The sequence below is a fragment of the Aureimonas psammosilenae genome, assembly GCF_009176975.1.
GTDB lineage: Bacteria > Pseudomonadota > Alphaproteobacteria > Rhizobiales > Rhizobiaceae > Plantimonas > Plantimonas psammosilenae.
In genome coordinates, this window is the sequence record NZ_WEZG01000001.1 from 554,747 (window position 1) to 573,616 (window position 18,870).

An 18,870-nucleotide genomic window follows, 5' to 3' on the forward strand; every position below is an offset into this window, starting at 1 on the left:
GGGAGCGCATAATCGGTGACGTCGTTCGAGGTGATCGATCTCATGCCGCAACTTCTTCTTTTCGGTCTCGTCGGCGCGGCGGCTTGGCTCGGCTTCAAGCAGTTGAAGTCGGAAGCCGACCGCACCGCCGAGCGCACCAAGCGCGCCGAGATGGAAGCGCGCAACCGCAGCCACGGAACGCTCGTGCGCGGCGACGATGGCGTTTACCGGCTGAAGAAGGACTGAGAGTGCCCAACGAAACCTCAGGGCTGAGGATGGCCGAGAAGTTTTCGCCGCTCCGCTAGGCGCCAAACGCAGTCGATGCCGGCGGCATCGGCGAGGATTGGCAACGGTCCATGCGGACGGGGCGAGACAAGCGGCTCGCCCCTTCGGACGGCGGAAAAATCCGGCCAGCCGACCCCGGGAGGTTTCGTTGGGCACTCTAATAGCTCTCCTTGACTGGCCGCGCCTTGGCATGGCAACCGGCCTGCGATGATCGAGGAAAGCCGTCCGATGTCCGATAACCAGGCCTCCATGCGTCCGGAGCGATCCTTCCAGGGGCTTATCCTGACGCTGCACCGCTATTGGGCGGAGCACGGCTGCGTTATTCTTCAGCCCTACGACATGGAGGTCGGCGCCGGAACGTTCCATCCGGCAACGACGCTGCGCGCGCTGGGGCCGAAGCCCTGGAAGGCGGCCTATGTCCAACCCTCCCGCCGCCCGAAGGATGGGCGCTACGGCGAGAACCCCAACCGTCTCCAGCATTATTACCAATATCAGGTGATCCTGAAGCCCAACCCGCCGAACCTGCAGGAACTCTATCTCGGCTCCCTGAAGGCGATCGGCATCGACATGATGCTTCATGACGTGCGCTTCGTGGAGGATGATTGGGAATCGCCGACGCTCGGCGCCTGGGGGCTCGGCTGGGAATGCTGGTGCGACGGCATGGAAGTGTCGCAGTTTACCTATTTCCAGCAGGTCTGCGGCATCGAATGCGCGCCGGTCGCGGGTGAACTGACCTACGGCCTCGAACGCCTCGCCATGTACGTTCAGAACGTCGACAGCGTCTACGACCTGAACTTCAACGGCGGGGAAGGCGAGGACAAAGTCACCTATGGCGATGTCTTCCTCCAGGCCGAGCAGGAATATTCGCGCTACAACTTCGAGCACGCCGACACGGCCGTTCTCCTGCGCCATTTCGACGAGGCGGAGGCCGAGTGTCTGGCTCTTCTGAAGGCGGGCGCGGCGGGTACGGAAGGCAATCGCGGCCTGCACCTGATGGCGCAGCCGGCCTATGACCAGGCGATCAAGGCGAGCCACGTGTTCAACCTTCTCGACGCGCGCGGCGTGATCTCGGTGACGGAGCGCCAAAGCTACATCTTCCGCGTGCGGACATTGGCCAAAGCCTGCGGCGAGGCGTTTCTCCAGACGGAAGCGGGCGGCAAGGCGGCGGCCTGATCGGCTTAGCGCAGCTCGACGATGCGGTCCTTTGCTTCGACCGCAGCCTCGATCTGGGGCAGGACCTTGGCGAAGGACTGCCAGAGGGCTGCGTTTGTGACGTTGCCCCAGCGCACCCAGACGATGGAAATCGGCGGCGGATCGACCTTCGAGAAGGCCAGGAAGTCGATATCCTTCGAGATGAGAGTCGCGCCAATAGCGCAGGCGTGTTGCCAGACGGCTCGATCGGACGCGGCACCCATCCCGATACGATGGACATGATGAGCCTCGTGCCCGGCTTCCGTCAGTCGATCCGCAAGGGCAGGCGGCAATTGCGCGTCGATGAGAAACCGGCCCATCAGGCGGCTCGGATCACCTGATGGTCGATTGCATCCGCCGCGTAGCTCAAAGCTGCACTGATGTCTTCATCCGTCAGATAATCGTAGTCCGACAGAATCTGTGCGCGCTCGGCTCCGGAAGCCAGCATTTCGAGAATGTCGGCAACACGCATTCGCGTTCCCGTGATCGTCGGCCGACCGCCGCAAATGGCGGGGTCCGCCGTGATGCGATCCGAAAGGGAGTGGGCCTGCATTGCATTCTTCCCCGGCGAGTTGGAAGCCATAGGAGGCGTGAAACGCAGGATATGCAATTGCCCTCCTTGCCTCACGCACCGATTTCCTTCGCGTGATCGGCGCCCATATCGTTTGGAAACCAATGGGATCTGAGCGGAGCGCGCCATGCGGTGGGAAGGGCGAAGACAGTCCGACAATGTCGAGGACGTGCGCGGCAGCGGGGGCGGCGGCATGCGCGGCGGCGGCATGCGCATCCCGATCCGGGCGGGCGGCGGGGGCGGGATCGGCCTCATCGTCATCGCCCTGGTGCTTTGGTTCGGCTTCGGCATCAATCCCCTCCAGTTCCTCGGCATGCTGGAAGGCGGCGGGGGCAATTACGAGACGTCGCAGACGAGCCAAGGCCCCGGCGTCCAGGGCACGCCCGACAAGACCGACGATTTCGTCGCGACCGTTCTCGCCGACACCGAAGATGTCTGGACGAAGCGATTTCAGGACATGGGCCAGACATACAAGAAGCCTGTGCTGGTCCTGTTCGACGGGCAGGTGAACTCGGCCTGCGGCTTCGCACAGTCCGCGACCGGGCCGTTCTACTGCCCGCGCGACACCAAGCTTTATATCGACCTGTCCTTCTTCCGGCAGCTTTCCGGCCAGCTCAATGCGCCGGGCGACTTCGCGCAGGCTTATGTTGTGGCGCATGAGGTCGGGCACCACGTCCAGAACCTCCTCGGCACGTTGCCCAAAACCGACGAGGCGCGTCAGCGCGCGTCGGACGAAGCGCAAGCGAACGCCATCTCGGTGCGCGTCGAACTCCAGGCCGATTGCTATGCCGGCATCTTCGCGCATGACGACCAGGACGCCGGCTATATCGAAACCGGCGACATCGACGAGGCGCTGAACGCCGCGAACCGGATCGGCGACGACACGCTCCAGCGCGAATCCCAAGGGCGCGTCGTGCCGGACTCCTTCACCCACGGCACCTCGGCCCAGCGCGTTTCCTGGTTCCGCAAGGGGTTGGAAAGCGGTGACATGAAGGCCTGCGACACATTCGCGGGCAACCTCTAGAAAGCGGCGATATTCGCTAGCCACGAACGGGGTCCGCGCCATCTGGCCGGAACGGGCGCGACCTCGCGCCCGTTGACCATTACGATCAACCGTAAGGACGACAGGCTGATGTTCCTTCGCATCGACAAGCTGCAAGCAGAACTGCCGGCGCCCAAGCGCGCGGACCCGAATGCCGCCGCGGCCCTGCAGGAACTGCTGGGCGGCAAGTACGGCGAGATGTCGACACTCGGCAACTATATGTTCCAGAGCTTCAATTTCCGTTCGAAATCGAAACTCCGGCCATTCTACAGCCTCGTCGCCTCGATCACCGCGGAGGAGCTCGGTCACGTCGAACTCGTGTCCAACGGCGTCGCGATGGTGGCCAACGGTCCGGACAAGGAGGGTGCCGATGCCGGCGACGGCGGCGACATCTCCAAGGCGCCCTTCGAGGACATGAAGGATATCCGCTCGGCGGCCTCTTTCCTGTCGGGCGCGGGCGGTGCCATGCCGGTGGATTCCAACGGGCTGTCGTGGAACAAGGACTTCATCACCTCGACCGGCAACGTCGTGGTAGACCTTCTCCATAACTTCCACCTCGAATGCGGCGCGCGCCTCCATAAGCTGCGCGTCTACGAGACGGTTACCGACCCGACGAGCCGCGCCGTTTGCGGTTATCTTCTGGTGCGCGGTTCGGTTCACGCCCATGCCTACGCGCTGGCGCTGAAGAAGATCACTGGCGTCGATCTCGACAAGTTCCTGCCGACGCCGAACATCCTCTTGGACAAGATCCCGGAATGCCAGCAATATCTGGCGGAAGGGTCGCATCGGCGCCTGTATACGTTCAGCCCGAACGACTACAAGGAAATGTCCGGCATCTGGGGCAATGGCGAGACCGCGCTGCCGGGCGATCCGCCGGGCGAGCTGGAAGTCGTCGACGGCTTCCCGGATGGCGGCAAGATCCATCAGTTGACCGGCATTCCGTCGGCTTTCACGCCGGATTACGCGCCGGAGGAAATGTTCGAGATCGCGACCAAGCTCTACAAGGCTTCGCGCTGATCCAACCTTTCTGCGGCGCGGGGTTCGTCCTCGCGCCGCAGGCTCGTCTTGCATTCCAGGCCCGGCCATGGTGTTTCGCGCCAAACCACCTTCCGCCGGACGACGATGCCCGATCTTCTGCTTGAACTGCGCTCCGAGGAAATTCCGGCCCGTATGCAGCGCAAGGCTGCCGGGGACCTCAGGAAGCTCGTGACGGACGGCCTCGTGGAAGCGGGTCTGACCTATGAGGGCGCCCGCGAATACTGGACGCCGCGCCGCCTCACCCTCGACATCCGCGGTCTCGACGCGCGCTCCAAGGATACTGTGGAAGAGCGCAAGGGACCGCGCACCGACGCCAACGAAAAGGCGATCGAGGGTTTTTTGCGCGGTGCCGGCCTCAACTCCGTCAGCGAGGCGGAAGTCCGCACCGATCCGAAGAAGGGCGACTTCTTCGTCGCCGTGATCCGCAAGGCGGGCCGGCCGACGGACGAGATCATCGCCGAACTCGTGCCCGCCGTCATCCGCGACTTCCCCTGGCCGAAGTCCATGCGCTGGGGCAAGGCCTCGCGCGAGCCGGGCGCGATGCGCTGGGTGCGCCCGCTTCAGTCGATCCTCTGCACCTTCGGGCCCGAAACCGAGGAGCCGGTGGTGGTGGACTTCACCGTCGGCGGCATTCGCTCGGGCAATACGACTGTCGGGCACCGTTTTCACGCGCCGGAAGAAATCACGGTGCGCCGCTTCGACGATTACGTCGACAAGCTCGGTCGCGCTTTCGTGGTGCTCGACGCCGAACGCCGCCGCGAGATCATCCGCACCGACGCCGAGCATCTGGCCTTCGCGCAAGGGCTCGAGGTCGTGGCCGACGAGGGGCTTCTGGAAGAAGTGTCAGGCCTCGTGGAATGGCCGCAGGTGCTGATGGGCACGTTCGAGGAAAGCTTCCTTGCCATCCCGCCGGAAGTCGTGCGCCTCACCATTCGCGCCAACCAGAAGTGCTTCGTGACGAAGCCGATCGGCGGGGAGGGGCTGTCGAACAAGTTCCTGCTCGTGTCCAACATCGAGGCGAGCGACGGCGGCCTAGAAATCGCGCGCGGCAACGGCAAGGTGGTGCGCGCCCGGCTGTCGGACGCGCTTTATTTTTGGCAGACCGACCAGGGCGGTCTACCGGATCTCGAAAGCCTGAAGCTTTCCGGCGCCGATCTCGGGCTCGACCTCGCCAAGCCCCTCGACCAGCGCATGGCGAAGCTCGACGCCCTGAACGTTACCTTCCACGCCAAGCTCGGCAGCCAAGGGCAACGCGTCCGGCGCATCGCAGCGCTGGCTCAAGAGATCGCGCCGCTGGTCGGGGCCGATCCGGCGCTTGCCAAGCGCGCGGCGCTTCTCGCCAAAGCCGATCTCACCACCGAAGCCGTGGGCGAGTTTCCCGAGCTCCAAGGCTTGATGGGCCGGCGCTATGCCGCGCTTCAAGGCGAACACCCGTCCGTCCAGGCCGCGATCGAAGATCACTACAAGCCGCTTGGGCCCTCCGACGCGGTGCCGAGCGATCCGGTGGCGATCACGGTGGCGCTCGCCGACAAGCTCGACACGCTCGTCGGCTTCTGGGCGATCGACGAGAAGCCGACCGGCTCCAAAGACCCCTATGCTCTGCGTCGCGCCGCGCTCGGCGTGATCCGCATTCTTCTCGCGAACAAGCTCACGGTCAAACTCGGCAGCGTGATGCCGGCCGGCGATCTCCTGTCCTTCTTCCACGACCGTTTGAAGGTGCAGCTTCGCGACGAGGGCGCGCGCCACGATCTGGTGGATGCGGTTCTGTCGGGCGGCGGGGACGGCGCGCGCGACGACCTTCTCGACATCGCGCGCCGTATCGAGGCGCTCGGTCGCCTGCTCGCCACCGAGGACGGCCGCAATCTCCTGGCCGCTTATCGCCGTGCCGCGAACATCCTGGCCGCCGAGGAAAAGAAGGGGACGCGGATCGGGGATGTTCTCGACCTTTCGCTTCTCACTGAGCCGGAAGAGCGAGCGCTTGCCGGCGCGGTGGATCGCGCCGAGATCGAGCTTGCCGAAGCGATGGGAACGGAGAACTACGACCACGCCGCGACCGCCCTGGCACGGCTGCGCCTTCCGGCCGACGCCTTTTTCGACAAGGTGCTCGTCAACGCCGAGGACGAGAAGCTGCGCGCCAACCGCCTGGCGCTTCTGGCGCGCATCCGGGCTGCGATGCATCAGGTCGCCGACTTCTCCAAGATCGCCGGCTGAAGGCTGCTTGGGACGGAAGGGCGGCCTGATCCTTTCCTTCCGTCTGCCATATTTCGCCACAAATGCTGACCGGCGACGCTTCTTGAGATGGACAAGTAAGCCGGGAAAGCTTCACGCAAGGCTATTTTTGTCAGTAAAAACAATTATTTAAGATAAATTCTCCCTTAATATTACAATTCGTGATCGCATGTGATCGCTTCTGCCCGGAACCTGCCGGATTGGGCCGTCACAAGCACCTCACCAGCCGCTGGCGAAGGGGTTGAAACCGCAAGGGTTTCGCGAGAATGGGCCGGCGACTTCGAGGGGAATGGGTGAATGCCGACATTCAGCGCCGTTCGTTCGGCTGCCATCACGCTTGGCCTGTCGCTTGTCTGCGCCGGGCTGGCATTGGGCGTCGTCCCGGCGAAAGCCGCCTGGGACAAGCCCTGGCAATCGGCCGACAGGGCGCTGGTGATTGACGCCTACGAGTTCAATCCGATCGACTGGAAGGAACTCACCTCCGACAAGCGCATCGTTGGTTTCGTCAACAAGGCGTCCGACGGTCTGCCGCCGGACTGGAACTGCCGGGGCAAGAAGGGCGACGACGAGTTGCTCTGCAAGAACCGCTGGTGGAAATATTCCGTCACGCAGGAACTCTACATGACGCGCCGGGCCATGGCGAAGGAGCTCGGCCTGAAATGGGGCGCCTATCATCTCGGCCGTCCGGGCAATCCGCGCGAGCAGGCCGATCACTTCATCGACTTCACCAAGCCGGGCCCGGACGAGCTGATCGCGCTCGACATCGAGGACAACACGTCCGAATGGATGTCGCTGGCCGATGCCGAAATCTTCGCCCAGCAGGTTTTCATCCGCACCGGCCGCTACCCCGTTCTCTATACGAACGGCTCCACCGCCAAGTGGATTTCCGACTACAAGGAAAAGTACAAGCTTCTGTCGCGCCTGCCGCTCTGGTACGCGCGCTATCGCGACGACATCACGGGCAAGTTCCCAGAGAATACCTGGCCGAGCTATGCGCTCTGGCAGTTCTCCTCCATGCATAACTGCTCCACCCGCAAGTGCCCTTATCGCATCAAGGGCGCCAAGAACGACATCGACGTCAATGTCTCGCCGCTCGACGTCGCCGGCCTTCGCGCCGCTTGGCCCTTCAACGAGCTGGTGCGCCCGCTGGACGAGCCCAAACCCAATCTCGTCGCGAGCCTCGGCCAGAAGGCCGGCGGCCTCGTCACCGCCTTCGCAGGCAAGGTGGCGGAGATCGCCGAGCCCGGAATGCGCCATGTGGAGAAGGTGATCGCCGGCGAGGTCGCTCTGCCGAACCCGCCCGCGCCGGCTCCCGTCCAGCCGGCCTCCGCGCCGCCCGAAACCAAGGTCACGACGCTGATCTCCGCCTATGGACCGGCCGAGGAGCGCCGCCGCCCGGTTCTCGATCCACTGCAGCTTCTGACCGAGACCGCGCGCCGCGAGAAGGAAGCGGCCAGGAGCGAGGGCGAAGGCGCAAGCTTCGATAAGCTCGAGCCCGAAATGAAGAAAGTCGCGGCGATCGCGGCGGAGCCGGCCAAGGCCGTGGCCGCGCCCGCACCGAAGGAGTCCAGCCTGGACGACATGGCGAAGTCCCGCATCCGCGCTTGGCTCGGCGCCGCCGACCCGATGAACCGCCGCAGCGTCCTCGCCTTGCCGGTGGTCGAGGTTTCGCAGATGCCCGCGACCTCCACCGGCCGCGCCGACCGGCTCGGCTCCCGCTTGTCGGCCGACAGCCGGGTCAGCGACGCCTTCGTCGCCACGCGCTGAACGACCGGCCCGCGAGCCGCCGAAACATTCGCGAAAAAAATCTCTTGACGGTCGGAACCGATGTTTCGGCCGTTTGTTATTGAGGCAACATCGCTCGTCGCGAATGGTCGGAAAGGCCTAGCCCCCCTCAGGGCCTCCCGACTAAGACGCACGGTGTCGTTGAAGGCACGTCCAGCACCCCTCTGGACGATCTTTGAGAGCAGCGGCCGCCCCCTCGAGCCGCTGCTCTCCTCGTTTGTGGGGTTCGTTTTCAAGCACATCGAGATTTTGCCAAGCCCTCGCTTCCATGCGATGGAACGGCATGCCTCGCCTTCTTTCCATTTCCGATCCGAACGCGATCACTGACGCCGTGCGCCTTCTGGCCGCCGGGCGTCTCGTCGCGATCCCGACGGAAACGGTCTATGGCCTCGGGGCCGACGCCTGTTCCGGGGAAGGAGTCGCCGCGATCTTCGCCGCCAAGGGGCGGCCGCGCTTCAATCCGCTGATCGCCCATGTGTCCTCGCTCGCCATGGCCGAGGAACACGCCGTCTTCGACCCGGTGTCGCGTGGTCTCGCCGAGCGGTTCTGGCCGGGACCCTTGACGCTCGTCCTGCCGGCAAGGGAGGGCTCCGATATCCACCCGCTGGTGCGGGCCGGCTTGCCGACTTTGGCGCTTCGCATGCCGCATGGCGCCGCGCGCGACGTCATCCAGGCCCTCGGCCGGCCCGTCGCCGCGCCCAGCGCCAATCGGTCCGGCAAGGTCAGCCCAACAAGCGCGGCCCATGTCGCGCGCTCGCTCGGCGAAGCGGTGGATCTTGTGCTCGATGCGGGATCGGCCGGCGTCGGTCTGGAATCCACCATCCTGCGCGTGGGCGAGGATCGCATTCATCTCCTGCGCCCCGGCGGCCTGGACGTCGCCGAGATCGAGGCGGCAAGCGGCCTTCCCGTCGTCGCGGTGGGGGAGGGGAGCGCGATCGAAGCGCCCGGCCAGCTTCGCTCGCATTATGCGCCGGACGGCGCGGTGCGGCTCGGTGCGCGCTCCGTCGAACCCGGCGAATGGCTGGTGCGCTTCGGCGAGGAAGCCGTGGCGGGCGAAGAGAAGGCCGCAGGAATCAGCCAACTCAGCGCCGCGCGCGATCTTCGCGAAGCCGCCGCCAATCTTTTTGCCATCCTCACCGAACTCGACCGGCCGGACATCGCGCGCATCGCCGTGATGCCGGTGCCGGATCATGGCCTCGGAATGGCGATCAACGATCGCCTCAGCCGCGCCGCCGCTCCGCGACACGACATGCATGATGCGGATGCCTTCATCCGCGAGGAGGACTGATGGACGACCTGACGCCCGACCTTTCCCCGGCTCTCGCCGAGCGTTTCGCCGCGATCGTCGGTTCGGCCAACGCGCTGCGCGAAGCCGATCTGATCCAGCCCTACCTTATCGAGCCGCGCGATCTCTATCGCGGGCAGACCCGCCTCGTGCTGCGGCCGAGAACGGTGGAGGAGGTGTCCGCCATCCTGAGCTTGGCTTGCGAAACGCGCACGCCCGTCGTGCCGCAAGGCGGCAATACCGGGCTCGTCGGCGGCCAGTCGCCGCGCGGGCATGACGAGATCGTCCTGTCCCTGTCGCGGCTCGACCGCATTCGCGAGGTCGATCCCGTCGGCCGCGTTCTCGTCGCGGAAGCCGGCGTCGTGCTTGCCAGGGCGCAGGCTGCCGCCAGCGAGGTCGGGCTGCTCCTGCCCTTGTCGCTCGGCTCGGAAGGTTCCTGCCAGATCGGCGGCAACCTGTCTTCCAATGCCGGCGGCACGGCGGTGATCGCCTATGGCAACGCGCGCGATCTTTGCCTCGGCGTGGAGGCGGTGCTGCCGACCGGCGAAGTGGTGGAAGGGTTGCGGCGGCTGCGCAAGGACAATCGCGGCTACGACTGGAAGGATCTTCTGATCGGCGCGGAAGGAACGCTCGGCATCATCACGGCGGCCGTTCTGAAGCTCTTCCCGAAGCCGGCGGGGCGCGAGGTCGCCTATGTCGGCCTGCGCTCTCCGGAAGACGCCGTCGCGCTTCTCGGCCGGGCGCAGGACCGCGCGGGAAGCCAGTTGACCGGCTTCGAGCTGATGGCCCGCACCGCCATGGAATTCACGCTTCGCCATACGCGGGGCGCGCGCGACCCGTTGGGAGCGGCCTATCCATGGTACGTCCTCATGGAAATCTCCTCACAGCGCTCCGCTGAGGACGCCCGCGAAACCATGGAAACCGTTCTGGAGAATGCGCTGGAAGAAGGCGTGATCGAGGATGCGGCCATCGCGCAGTCCTTGTCGGACGCCGCCGACTTCTGGCGGATGCGCGAGGAGATGAGCTGGGCGCAGAAGCCGGAAGGCGGCTCGATCAAGCACGACGTCGCCGTGCCCGTCGCGCGCATTCCCGAATTCTTCCACGCCGCGGATGCCGCCGTCCTCGCCGCGATGCCGGGCGCGCGCATCGCGGCCTTCGGGCATCTCGGCGACGGCAACATCCACTACAACATCTCGCAGCCCATCGGCGCGGATAAGGAAACGTTCCTGCAGCGCTGGGTGGAGATCAACGACATTGTCCACGCCATCGTTCTGTCCATGGACGGCACCTTCTCGGCCGAGCATGGCATCGGGCAGTTGAAGCGCGAGGAACTCGCCCGCGTGAAGGCGGGACCGGAGATCGAACTGATGCGGCGCTTGAAGGAGACCTTCGATCCTTACCGCATTCTAAACCCCGGAAAAGTCGTTTAAAGTTCCTTTCAAGTTTTCGTCTTGCTAACCTTGGAAAGGGTCATCAACACTTAACCGCCTTTCTTAGGTTGCCTGCAAGATGGCGCCGATAATGTCGTCTCATCAAAGGCCGGGAAACAACGGCCGCCCAAGGTGCCATCACCGGCGCCGGTAAGCAGAGGCGAAGATCATGCAACAGGCGACTTCTTCCAGTTTGCGTCCCGAATGGGCCAATGCGCCGATCCGCATCGACCCGACCTTTCTCGACCGCAAGCAGGTTCTGGAAACCACCGACGACGGCGAGACCGTCACCTACCGCATCGACAAGCGCGGCGTCGCGATCCAGCGCCGGCTTCAGCGCTCCGGCGTGCCGATGACGATCGCCCTGCCGCCGGCCGCCTTTGCCGGCGTCGCGGCGAGAGCGATGGAAAGCGAGGACGGCACCGTCACGGTGACGCTGGAACTCTTCCACAACGACCCGAAACTCTGCGTGCCCTTGCTGGTCGCGACCGATCTCTTCGATGTCGCGGCCGATTGGCGCGGCTGGTCGGAGCTCTTCTCGCTTCCCATGCTGATGGTGGAAGCCAGCGGGCAGGTCACGGCGCTGGAAGAAACCCTCGGCGGCATCCGTTCCTCGCAGCCGACCTCGCGCCGTTCGGGCGCCAGCGGCAGCCGCCATCGCCGGCCGCGCTTCCTCGCCCGCCGCAAGCCGGGCGGCCTTGGAATGCGCATGATCGTGGCGGGCGACGAGATCATCGCCCGCGACTGAATCTGAATGCTCAGGTCGGGATCGGGAACGAAAGCGACCAGAGCGCCGAGAAGACGAAGCCGGAAAAGACGATCCAGCCGAACAACCCGTTGGATCGGAACAGCCGCAGGCAGTCGGCCGGGTCCTCGATATCGAGGGAGCGGATCTGCCAAAGCATCTGCGCGGCGCCCACTAGGAGGCCCGCATAGGCCGGCCAGGACGGCCCGGCCGCGCCGTCTTCGGTGAGAAGGCAGGCGCACAGGAAGCAGAAGATCGCGCCGCCGTAGAGCATCGCCAGCGCCTGTTTCGTGCGCGCGCCGAAGAGCCGCGCCGTCGAGCGGACGCCGACCAGCGCGTCGTCCTCCTTGTCCTGATGGGCGTAGATCGTGTCGTAGCCGACCGTCCAGAGAATGCTGCCGGCGTAGAGCAGCAAGGCCGGCGGGGCGAGAGCGCCCCAATAGGCCGCCCAGCCCATCAGCGCGCCCCAGGAAAAGGCGAAGCCGAGGCCGAGCTGCGGCCAGTCCGTCACCCTTTTCAGGAAGGGATAGACCGCGACGACGCCGAGCGAGGCGATGCCGAGCACCACCGCGAAGAGATTGAACTGGATCAGAACCAGGAAGCCGACCAGCGCCTGGACCACCAGAAACGCCTTCGCTTGGGCCCGCGACACCCGGCCTGAGGGCAGGGGACGCGAACGGGTGCGCGCGACCTTGGCGTCGATTCGCTCGTCCACCAGATCGTTATAGGTGCAGCCGGCCCCGCGCATCGCCACGGACCCGACCAGAAACAGCGCCAGATGCCAGAGCATCGGCAGGCCCGTCGCCATGGCGGAAGGGGCGATCGCCTGCGGCGCGAGGGCCGCCGACCACCAGCAGGGCCACATCAGAAGCTGCCAGCCGATCGGCCGGTCCCAGCGGGCGAGCTGGGCATAGGGCCACAACCATCGCGGCAGGACGCGGTAGACCCAATTGTTGCTCGGCGCGTCCGAGACGCGGTCGCCGAGCGGCGTTTCGATCGGATGGAGCTTCGAAGACATCGCGGCAGACTTCGATCTCTCCGGCTCCGGCGTCAAGCCTTGGCGGAGGGGAATTGGACTTGACCAAGCCTGCGAACCGTTCGTAAGCGCTCAATCAACTTTTTGTAGACTTTCGCGAGACGCCATGTCGATCCATGTTCTTCTTATCGGCTCCGGCGGCCGCGAGCACGCGCTGGCCTGGAAGATCGCGCAGTCGCCCGAACTCGGCAGCTTCTACGCGGCCCCCGGCAATCCCGGCATCGGCGCCCATGCCGAGATTGTCGATCTCGATATCGAAGATCGGGCGGCGGTGGTGGCCTTCGCGACGGAGAAAAACATCGGCCTCGTGGTCGTCGGACCCGAAGGGCCGCTCGTCGCGGGTCTCGCCGACGCGTTGGCGCAAGCCGGCATCCTCGTTTTCGGCCCCTCGGCGGCAGCAGCCCGGCTGGAGGGCTCCAAGGGCTTCACCAAGGATCTCTGCACCCTGAAGAACATCCCGACCGCCGTCTATGGCCGGTTCGGCGAGGCGGAAGCGGCCAAAGCCTATATCCGCGAACAGGGCGCGCCGATCGTCGTGAAGGCGGACGGGCTTGCGGCCGGCAAGGGCGTCACCGTCGCGATGAGCCTCGACGAGGCGCTCGGCGCGGTGGATGCCTGCTTTGCCGGCGAGCCGGGTCTCGGCACCGAGGTCGTGGTGGAGGAACTCCTCCAAGGGCCGGAGGCCAGCCTTTTCTGCCTTTGCGACGGTACGAGGGCCGTTCTCTTCGGCACCGCCGAGGACCACAAGCGCGCCTTCGACGGCGACGAAGGGCCGAACACCGGCGGCATGGGCGCTTATTCCCCGGCGCTCGCCCTGACGCCCGATCTCGTGGAAACCGCCATGGCGCGCATCGTGCGTCCGACGCTGGACGGCATGCGCGAAGCGGGTTCGCCCTTCTCCGGCATTCTCTACGCGGGTCTGATGATGACGGCGGAGGGGCCGAAGCTCATCGAATACAATGTCCGCTTCGGCGATCCCGAATGCCAGACGCTGATGATGCGTCTCGACGGCGATCTCCTTCCCATCCTCCTCGCCGTGGCGAAGGGCGATCTTTCCTCGGCCCAGCCGAAATGGCGCGACGAGGCGGCCGTCTGCGTGGTGATGGCGGCGAAGGGTTATCCAGGCAGCTATGCCAAAGGCAGCGAAATCGGCCTACCGAAGGAAACCGCCCCGGACGCCGTGGTCTTCCAGGCCGGCACGCGGCAGGACGGGGCGCGTCTGCTGGCCGATGGCGGGCGCGTTCTGGGCGTCACCGCGCTCGGAACCGATGTCGAACAAGCGCGAAGCAAGGCCTACGAACTGGTACGAGCGGTGGATTGGGGGCAAGGCTTCTTCCGCTCCGACATCGCCCACCGCGCCGTTTCGAAGATCTGACGGTCGCTCAGCGGTCCTTGTCGGACCAGGGGGCGATGCAGACATGGTTCTGCACGCCGAGCCCGTCGCCGCCGAGTCGCACCTTGTCGCCGGCGGCCAGAAAACGCGGCGGGTCGAAGGACAGGCCGACGCCGCCGGGCGTTCCCGTCAGGATCACGTCGCCGGGCTCCAGCCGCGTGAAGCGCGAGATATAGGACACGAGGTAGGGCACCTTGAAGATCATGCGCCCGACCTTGTCCTCCTGCTGGCGCGCGCCGTTCACCTCCAGCCAGATCGTCAGATCGTTGTGGTCGGGAATCTCGTCCTTGGTCACGAGCCAAGGGCCGAGCGGCGCGAAACTGTCATGCGACTTGCCCTTGAACCACTGCCCGCCGCGCTGAAGCTGCAGGCTGCGCTCGGTCACGTCGTTGGCGAGCGTGAAGCCGACCACATGGTCCATCGCCCGCTCGACGGACACGTATTTCGCCGTGGACCCGATCACGACGCCGAGTTCCACACCCCAATCGGTGCGCGTCGACAAGCGCGGCAGTTCGATCGGGTCGTTCGGCCCGCAAACGGCGGTGGGCGCTTTCATGAAAACGGTGGGTTCGGGATTGATGCGGAAGCCGGCGAGTTCCGCGCTTTCCTGAAAGTTGGGACCGACGCCGATGACCTTGCCGACCCCGCCGATCGGCGACAGAAGCTCGGCCTCCTGCGGCGCATAGGGGAGCGCGTGCGGGTCGAGCCGCGACAAGGCCTCGATCGAAACCGGCGACAGGCCTCCGCCCGCCAGATCCGCCACATGATCGGACAGATCGCGGATGCGTTCGGCTTCATCGAGCAGGCCCGGACGCTCCGAGCCTCTTTTGCCGAAACGCACCAACTTCATGCCTGCACTCCCTTTCGGCTTGGCCGCCGTCATGTCCGGCGGAATCTAAGCAGGCGAAGCCGTTCGGGAAGCGGGTTCGTGCGAAGAAGCGTTCGTTCTTATCGTTGGCCGGGTTCGGGAGGCGTCTGCGTGTCGGCATCCGACGTGCTTCGCACTTCCTTGATGAAGCGGTGGATCGTGAGCCCGAGCGCGACCACGAAGATCACGCCGACACCGAGGAACACCCAGCGCCCCATGGCGAGATAGCGCTCCACCGCCGCGCCGAGGAGATAAGCGCCGCCGCAATAGGCCGCCGGCCAGAGCGCTGCGCCGAGGACGTTGTAGAAGGAGAACTGGCCATAGGGCATGCGCGCCGTGCCGGCGAAGAAGCCGGCGAGCTGACGCAGGATGAAGATGAACCGCGCGAAGAGGATGATCGGCGGCCCGCTTTTCAGGAAGCGTGCTTCGAGCCTGGCGACCTGCGCTTCGCGGATGCCGAAACGCGCCGCGTAGCGGTACACGAAGCGGCGGCCATAACGGCGGCCGAGAAGATAGCCGATATTGTCGCCGATCGTGCCTCCGGCCCAGGCGGCGAGGAAAACCTCCCAGAAGGTGATGCGACCCTGGCCGGCCAGGACGCCCGCCGCCACCAGCATGCTTTCGCCCGGCACGGGCAGGCCGGAGGACTCCACCAGGATCATCAGGAACACGATGATGACGCCGTAATCGGCGATCCAGTTCATGATCGTGTCGAGCATCGCGTCAGCGCTCCAGAAGCGCGACCGCTTCGACGTGGTGCGACCAGAGAAACTGGTCGATCGGCGTCACCGACAGGAGCTTGTAGCCGCCATCCACCAGAATGCGGCAATCGCGCGCCAGCGTCGCCGGGTTGCAGGACACGGCGGCGATCCGCCCGACCTTCGATATGGCCAGTTCCCGCGACTGCGCTTCGGCTCCCGCGCGCGGCGGATCGAAGGCGAGCGCGTCGAAGCTGCCAAGTTCCTTCGCCGTCACTGGCCGGCGGAAAAGGTCGCGGCGCTCCACGCTCAGGGGTTTCAGGCCGCTCGCGGTGCGTTTGGCCTTCTCGATCGCGGCCAGCGCGGGCGCGTCGGTCTCGAAGGCGCGCACGGCGCTTTTGCGCGCAAGGCGCAGCGCGAAGGTGCCGATGCCGGCGAAGAGATCGGCCGTCTGCTTCGCGCCCGAAAGGTGGGCAGTGACGAGGCTCGCCATCGCTTCCTCGGCGGACGCCACCGCTTGAAGAAACGCGCCGGGCGGTGGTTCGACGCGAAAGGCCTCGATGGCCACGCCCGGCCGGCGCGTTTCCACCAAAGTCTCGCTGCCGACGGTCAGGCGCGCGAAATCCTGGCCGATCGCGAAGGACACGATCTCGCGCCGCCGCTTGTCGTCGAGCTTCAGCGCGTCGCTCGCCGCGATGTCGAGGCCGGCATCGCTCGCCGTCACGGTCAGGCGAAGCTCGCCCTTGCGGGGCGCGATGAGATCGGCGAGCTTGCGAAGCGCGTCCAGCCTGTCGGCGATGGCCGGCACCACCACGTGGCAGACGTGGAGCGGCACGATGCGGTCGCTGAGCCGGGCGTGGAAGCCGAAGACGGTGGACCCGCCGATGCGCTGCGCGGTGAAGACGGCGCGCCGACGTGTGCGGGGAAGGCAGGGAGCGAGGTCGTGGACTTGCGTTTCCAGACCGCGCGAGGCCAAAGCGTCGATCACCAGCGAGCGCTTGAAGCGGCGATAAAGGTCCGGCCCGGCATGTTGCAAGTCGCAGCCCCCGCAGGCGCCGAAATGCGGGCAGGGCGGTTCGACGCGCTCAGGGCTCTTCTGGAGAATCGCCACCGGATCGGCGCGCTCCGAGCCGTGTTCCACGACCTCGAAGCGCTCGCCGGGTAGTGCATAGGGGACAAAGATCGGACGGCCGTCTTCGCGCGCGATCCCGTCGCCCTTCGCGCCGAGCGCTTCAATGGAGAGTTCAAGCTTCATCGAATGTCAGCGTGTCAGGCCTGCATCACCCGCTTGGCGTCCTTGCCGATGGCCTTGAACACGGCATCCACGATGCCCGCCTTGTCGATGCCGGCACGCTTGTTCATCACTTCGGGCGCGGCATGGTCCATGAAGATGTCCGGCATCACGAGCGGCCGGACCTTCAAGCCCTGGTCGAGAAGCCCGCTGGCGGCGAGGAACTGGAGAACCTGCGACGCGAAGCCGCCCGAAGCCCCTTCCTCTACCGTGACGAGAACCTCGTGGTCGCGGGCAAGGCGCGCGATGAGGTCGGTATCGAGGGGCTTGGCGAAGCGCGCGTCGGCGACGGTGGTGGACAGGCCGAAGGTCTCTAACTCCTCCGCCGCGCCGAGCGCATCGGCAAGCCGGGTGCCGAAGGACAGGATGGCGACCTTGGTGCCTTCCTTGACCACGCGGCCCTTGCCGATCTCCAGCCTTTGCCCGCGCGCCGGCATATCGACGCCGACACCGTTGCCGCGCGGATAGCGGAAGGAGATCGGGCCCTCGTCATAGTCGGCCGCGGTGCGGACCATGTGCTTCAGTTCCGCCTCGTCGGCCGCCGCCATCACCACCATGCCCGGCAAGGGCGCGAGGAAGCCGGTGTCGAAGGAACCGGCATGGGTCGGCCCGTCCGCGCCCACGAACCCGGCCCGGTCGATGGCGAAGCGCACCGGCAGATGCTGGATCGCCACGTCATGCACGATCTGGTCGTAGGCGCGCTGAAGGAAGGTCGAATAGATCGCGCAGAAGGGCTTGTAGCCTTCGGCCGCAAGGCCCGCGCAGAAGGTCACTGCATGCTGTTCGGCGATGCCGACATCGAAGGAGCGTTTGGGAAAAGCCTCGCCGAAGAGGTCGAGCCCCGTGCCGTTCGGCATGGCGGCGTTGACGGCGACGATCTTCTCGTCGGCCTCCGCTTCCTGGATCAGCGCTTCGGCGAAGACGGCGGTGTAGCTCGGCGCGTTGGCCTTGGCTTTGGCCTGCGTGCCCGTGATGACGTCGAATTTGGAAACGCCGTGATACTTGTCGGCGGAGCTTTCGGCCGGCCCGTAGCCCTTGCCCTTCTTGGTCACGACATGAACGAGGATCGGGCCGTTCTTGGCGTCGCGCACGTTCTTGAGGACGGGCAGGAGGTGGTCGAGGTCGTGGCCGTCGATCGGGCCGACATAGAAGAAGCCGAGTTCCTCGAACATCGTGCCGCCGGTGAAGAGGCCGCGCGTCAGTTCCTCCGTCCGGCGCGCGCCTTCGCGCACGAAGTCCGGCAGGTGCTTGGTGACGCGCTTGGCCTGATCGCGCAGGCCCCGATAGGTCTTGCCGGACACGAGCTGCGCCAGATAGGCACTCATCGCGCCGGTCGGCGGGGCGATCGACATATCGTTGTCGTTGAGGATGACGATCAGGCGCGCATCGAGCGCGCCGGCATTGTTCATCGCCTCGTAGGCCATGCCGGCCGACATCGCGCCGTCGCCGATCACGGCCACGACGTTGCGCTTGGCCCCCGACAGATCGCGCGCCACCGCCATGCCGAGGCCGGCGGAAATGGAGGTCGAGGAATGACCCGCGCCGAAGGCGTCGTATTCGCTTTCCGCGCGCTTGGCGAAGCCGGAAAGGCCGTCTTCCATGCGCACGGTGCGCATGCGCTCGCGCCGTCCGGTGAGGATCTTGTGCGGATAGGCCTGATGGCCGACATCCCAGATGATGCGGTCGTCCGGCGTGTTGAAGACGTAATGGAGGGCGACGGTGAGTTCCACCACGCCGAGCCCCGCGCCGAGATGGCCGCCGGTGCGCGACACCGCGTCGATGAGGTCCGTGCGCAACTCGTCCGCCACCTGCCGCATCTGCGACGCCGGCAACTTGCGCAGGTCCTCAGGCGTCGCGATGGTGTCGAGGAGCGGTGTATCGAGCTTGTTGGACACGTGCGCTGAAGGCCTTCGACACGAGGGGCGAGCGCCGCACCACCAAAGGAACGGACGCCTGGAATCAGAATGGTTAAAACCTAATCAGGTCGCGCTGTCCATCAAGCAG

General features: G+C 65.7%; 17 protein-coding genes. 10 read left to right on the top strand and 7 right to left on the bottom strand.

From position 1 onward, the window contains the following. Window positions 1-15: 15 nt before the first annotated feature. The gene (locus F9929_RS02645) at window positions 16-225 is read left to right on the top strand and encodes a hypothetical protein (RefSeq protein ID WP_235918958.1); all 210 of its coding nucleotides are present in this window, start codon (window positions 16-18) and stop codon (window positions 223-225) included. 267 nt (window positions 226-492) lie between these two features. Beyond that, a complete protein-coding gene (locus F9929_RS02650) occupies window positions 493-1,437 on the top strand; it encodes a glycine--tRNA ligase subunit alpha (protein WP_152044965.1) in 945 nt (314 codons plus the stop codon). 5 nt (window positions 1,438-1,442) lie between these two features. On the opposite strand, the gene F9929_RS02655 is transcribed toward F9929_RS02650, so the two are convergent. Together F9929_RS02655 and F9929_RS02660 are read right to left on the bottom strand one after the other, a co-directional pair. Then, the gene (locus tag F9929_RS02655; protein ID WP_152044966.1) at window positions 1,443-1,775 is read right to left on the bottom strand and encodes a DUF5615 family PIN-like protein; all 333 of its coding nucleotides are present in this window, start codon (window positions 1,773-1,775) and stop codon (window positions 1,443-1,445) included. Continuing rightward, window positions 1,775-2,008, bottom strand: coding sequence for a DUF433 domain-containing protein (locus F9929_RS02660; RefSeq protein WP_152044967.1), 234 nt, complete (start codon window positions 2,006-2,008; stop codon window positions 1,775-1,777). Before F9929_RS02660 ends, F9929_RS02655 begins: the two co-directional genes overlap by 1 nt. Before the next feature lie 145 nt (window positions 2,009-2,153). Between F9929_RS02660 and ypfJ the strand changes: the two genes are divergently transcribed. From ypfJ to F9929_RS02695, 7 genes are all read left to right on the top strand, one after another. Then, window positions 2,154-3,050: a KPN_02809 family neutral zinc metallopeptidase gene (gene ypfJ, locus F9929_RS02665; RefSeq protein ID WP_152044968.1), complete on the top strand. Its 897-nt coding sequence runs from the start codon at window positions 2,154-2,156 to the stop codon at window positions 3,048-3,050. 108 nt (window positions 3,051-3,158) lie between these two features. Beyond that, a complete protein-coding gene (locus F9929_RS02670; protein ID WP_152044969.1) occupies window positions 3,159-4,085 on the top strand; it encodes a manganese catalase family protein in 927 nt (308 codons plus the stop codon). 105 nt (window positions 4,086-4,190) lie between these two features. Then, a complete protein-coding gene (gene glyS, locus F9929_RS02675) occupies window positions 4,191-6,317 on the top strand; it encodes a glycine--tRNA ligase subunit beta (RefSeq protein ID WP_152044970.1) in 2,127 nt (708 codons plus the stop codon). Window positions 6,318-6,632: 315 nt separating this feature from the next. Beyond that, entirely contained in the window at window positions 6,633-8,102 is a 1,470-nt protein-coding gene (locus F9929_RS02680) for a glycoside hydrolase family 25 protein (protein ID WP_152044971.1), read from the top strand. Window positions 8,103-8,403: 301 nt separating this feature from the next. After that, window positions 8,404-9,408 carry an L-threonylcarbamoyladenylate synthase gene (locus F9929_RS02685; protein WP_152044972.1) on the top strand — a complete coding sequence of 335 codons (1,005 nt, stop codon included), beginning with the start codon at window positions 8,404-8,406 and terminating at the stop codon, window positions 9,406-9,408. Beyond that, entirely contained in the window at window positions 9,408-10,835 is a 1,428-nt protein-coding gene (locus F9929_RS02690) for an FAD-binding oxidoreductase (RefSeq protein ID WP_152044973.1), read from the top strand. The genes F9929_RS02685 and F9929_RS02690 overlap by 1 nt, the downstream gene beginning before the upstream one ends. Before the next feature lie 169 nt (window positions 10,836-11,004). Continuing rightward, on the top strand, window positions 11,005-11,583 hold the full coding sequence (locus F9929_RS02695) for a DUF6101 family protein (protein ID WP_152044974.1): 579 nt from the start codon (window positions 11,005-11,007) through the stop codon (window positions 11,581-11,583). Between the two features lie 10 nt (window positions 11,584-11,593). Here the strand turns inward: F9929_RS02695 and ubiA are convergent, their stop codons facing one another. Continuing rightward, complete coding sequence (gene ubiA, locus F9929_RS02700) at window positions 11,594-12,598, bottom strand: 4-hydroxybenzoate octaprenyltransferase (RefSeq protein ID WP_152044975.1); 1,005 nt, start codon at window positions 12,596-12,598, stop codon at window positions 11,594-11,596. A 124-nt stretch (window positions 12,599-12,722) separates the two neighbouring features. On the opposite strand from ubiA, the gene purD reads away from it, so the two are divergent. Further along, entirely contained in the window at window positions 12,723-13,991 is a 1,269-nt protein-coding gene (gene purD / locus F9929_RS02705) for a phosphoribosylamine--glycine ligase (RefSeq protein ID WP_152044976.1), read from the top strand. Between the two features lie 7 nt (window positions 13,992-13,998). On the opposite strand, the gene F9929_RS02710 is transcribed toward purD, so the two are convergent. From F9929_RS02710 to dxs, 4 genes are all read right to left on the bottom strand, one after another. Beyond that, window positions 13,999-14,859, bottom strand: coding sequence for a fumarylacetoacetate hydrolase family protein (locus F9929_RS02710; protein WP_152044977.1), 861 nt, complete (start codon window positions 14,857-14,859; stop codon window positions 13,999-14,001). Between the two features lie 98 nt (window positions 14,860-14,957). Next, window positions 14,958-15,596 (bottom strand): DedA family protein, encoded by a 639-nt coding sequence (locus F9929_RS02715; protein WP_152044978.1) that lies wholly within the window; start codon window positions 15,594-15,596, stop codon window positions 14,958-14,960. Between the two features lie 4 nt (window positions 15,597-15,600). After that, window positions 15,601-16,830: a class I SAM-dependent RNA methyltransferase gene (locus F9929_RS02720; protein ID WP_152044979.1), complete on the bottom strand. Its 1,230-nt coding sequence runs from the start codon at window positions 16,828-16,830 to the stop codon at window positions 15,601-15,603. 14 nt (window positions 16,831-16,844) lie between these two features. Beyond that, window positions 16,845-18,761: a 1-deoxy-D-xylulose-5-phosphate synthase gene (gene dxs / locus F9929_RS02725; RefSeq protein WP_152044980.1), complete on the bottom strand. Its 1,917-nt coding sequence runs from the start codon at window positions 18,759-18,761 to the stop codon at window positions 16,845-16,847. Between the last annotated feature and the right edge of the window lie 109 nt (window positions 18,762-18,870).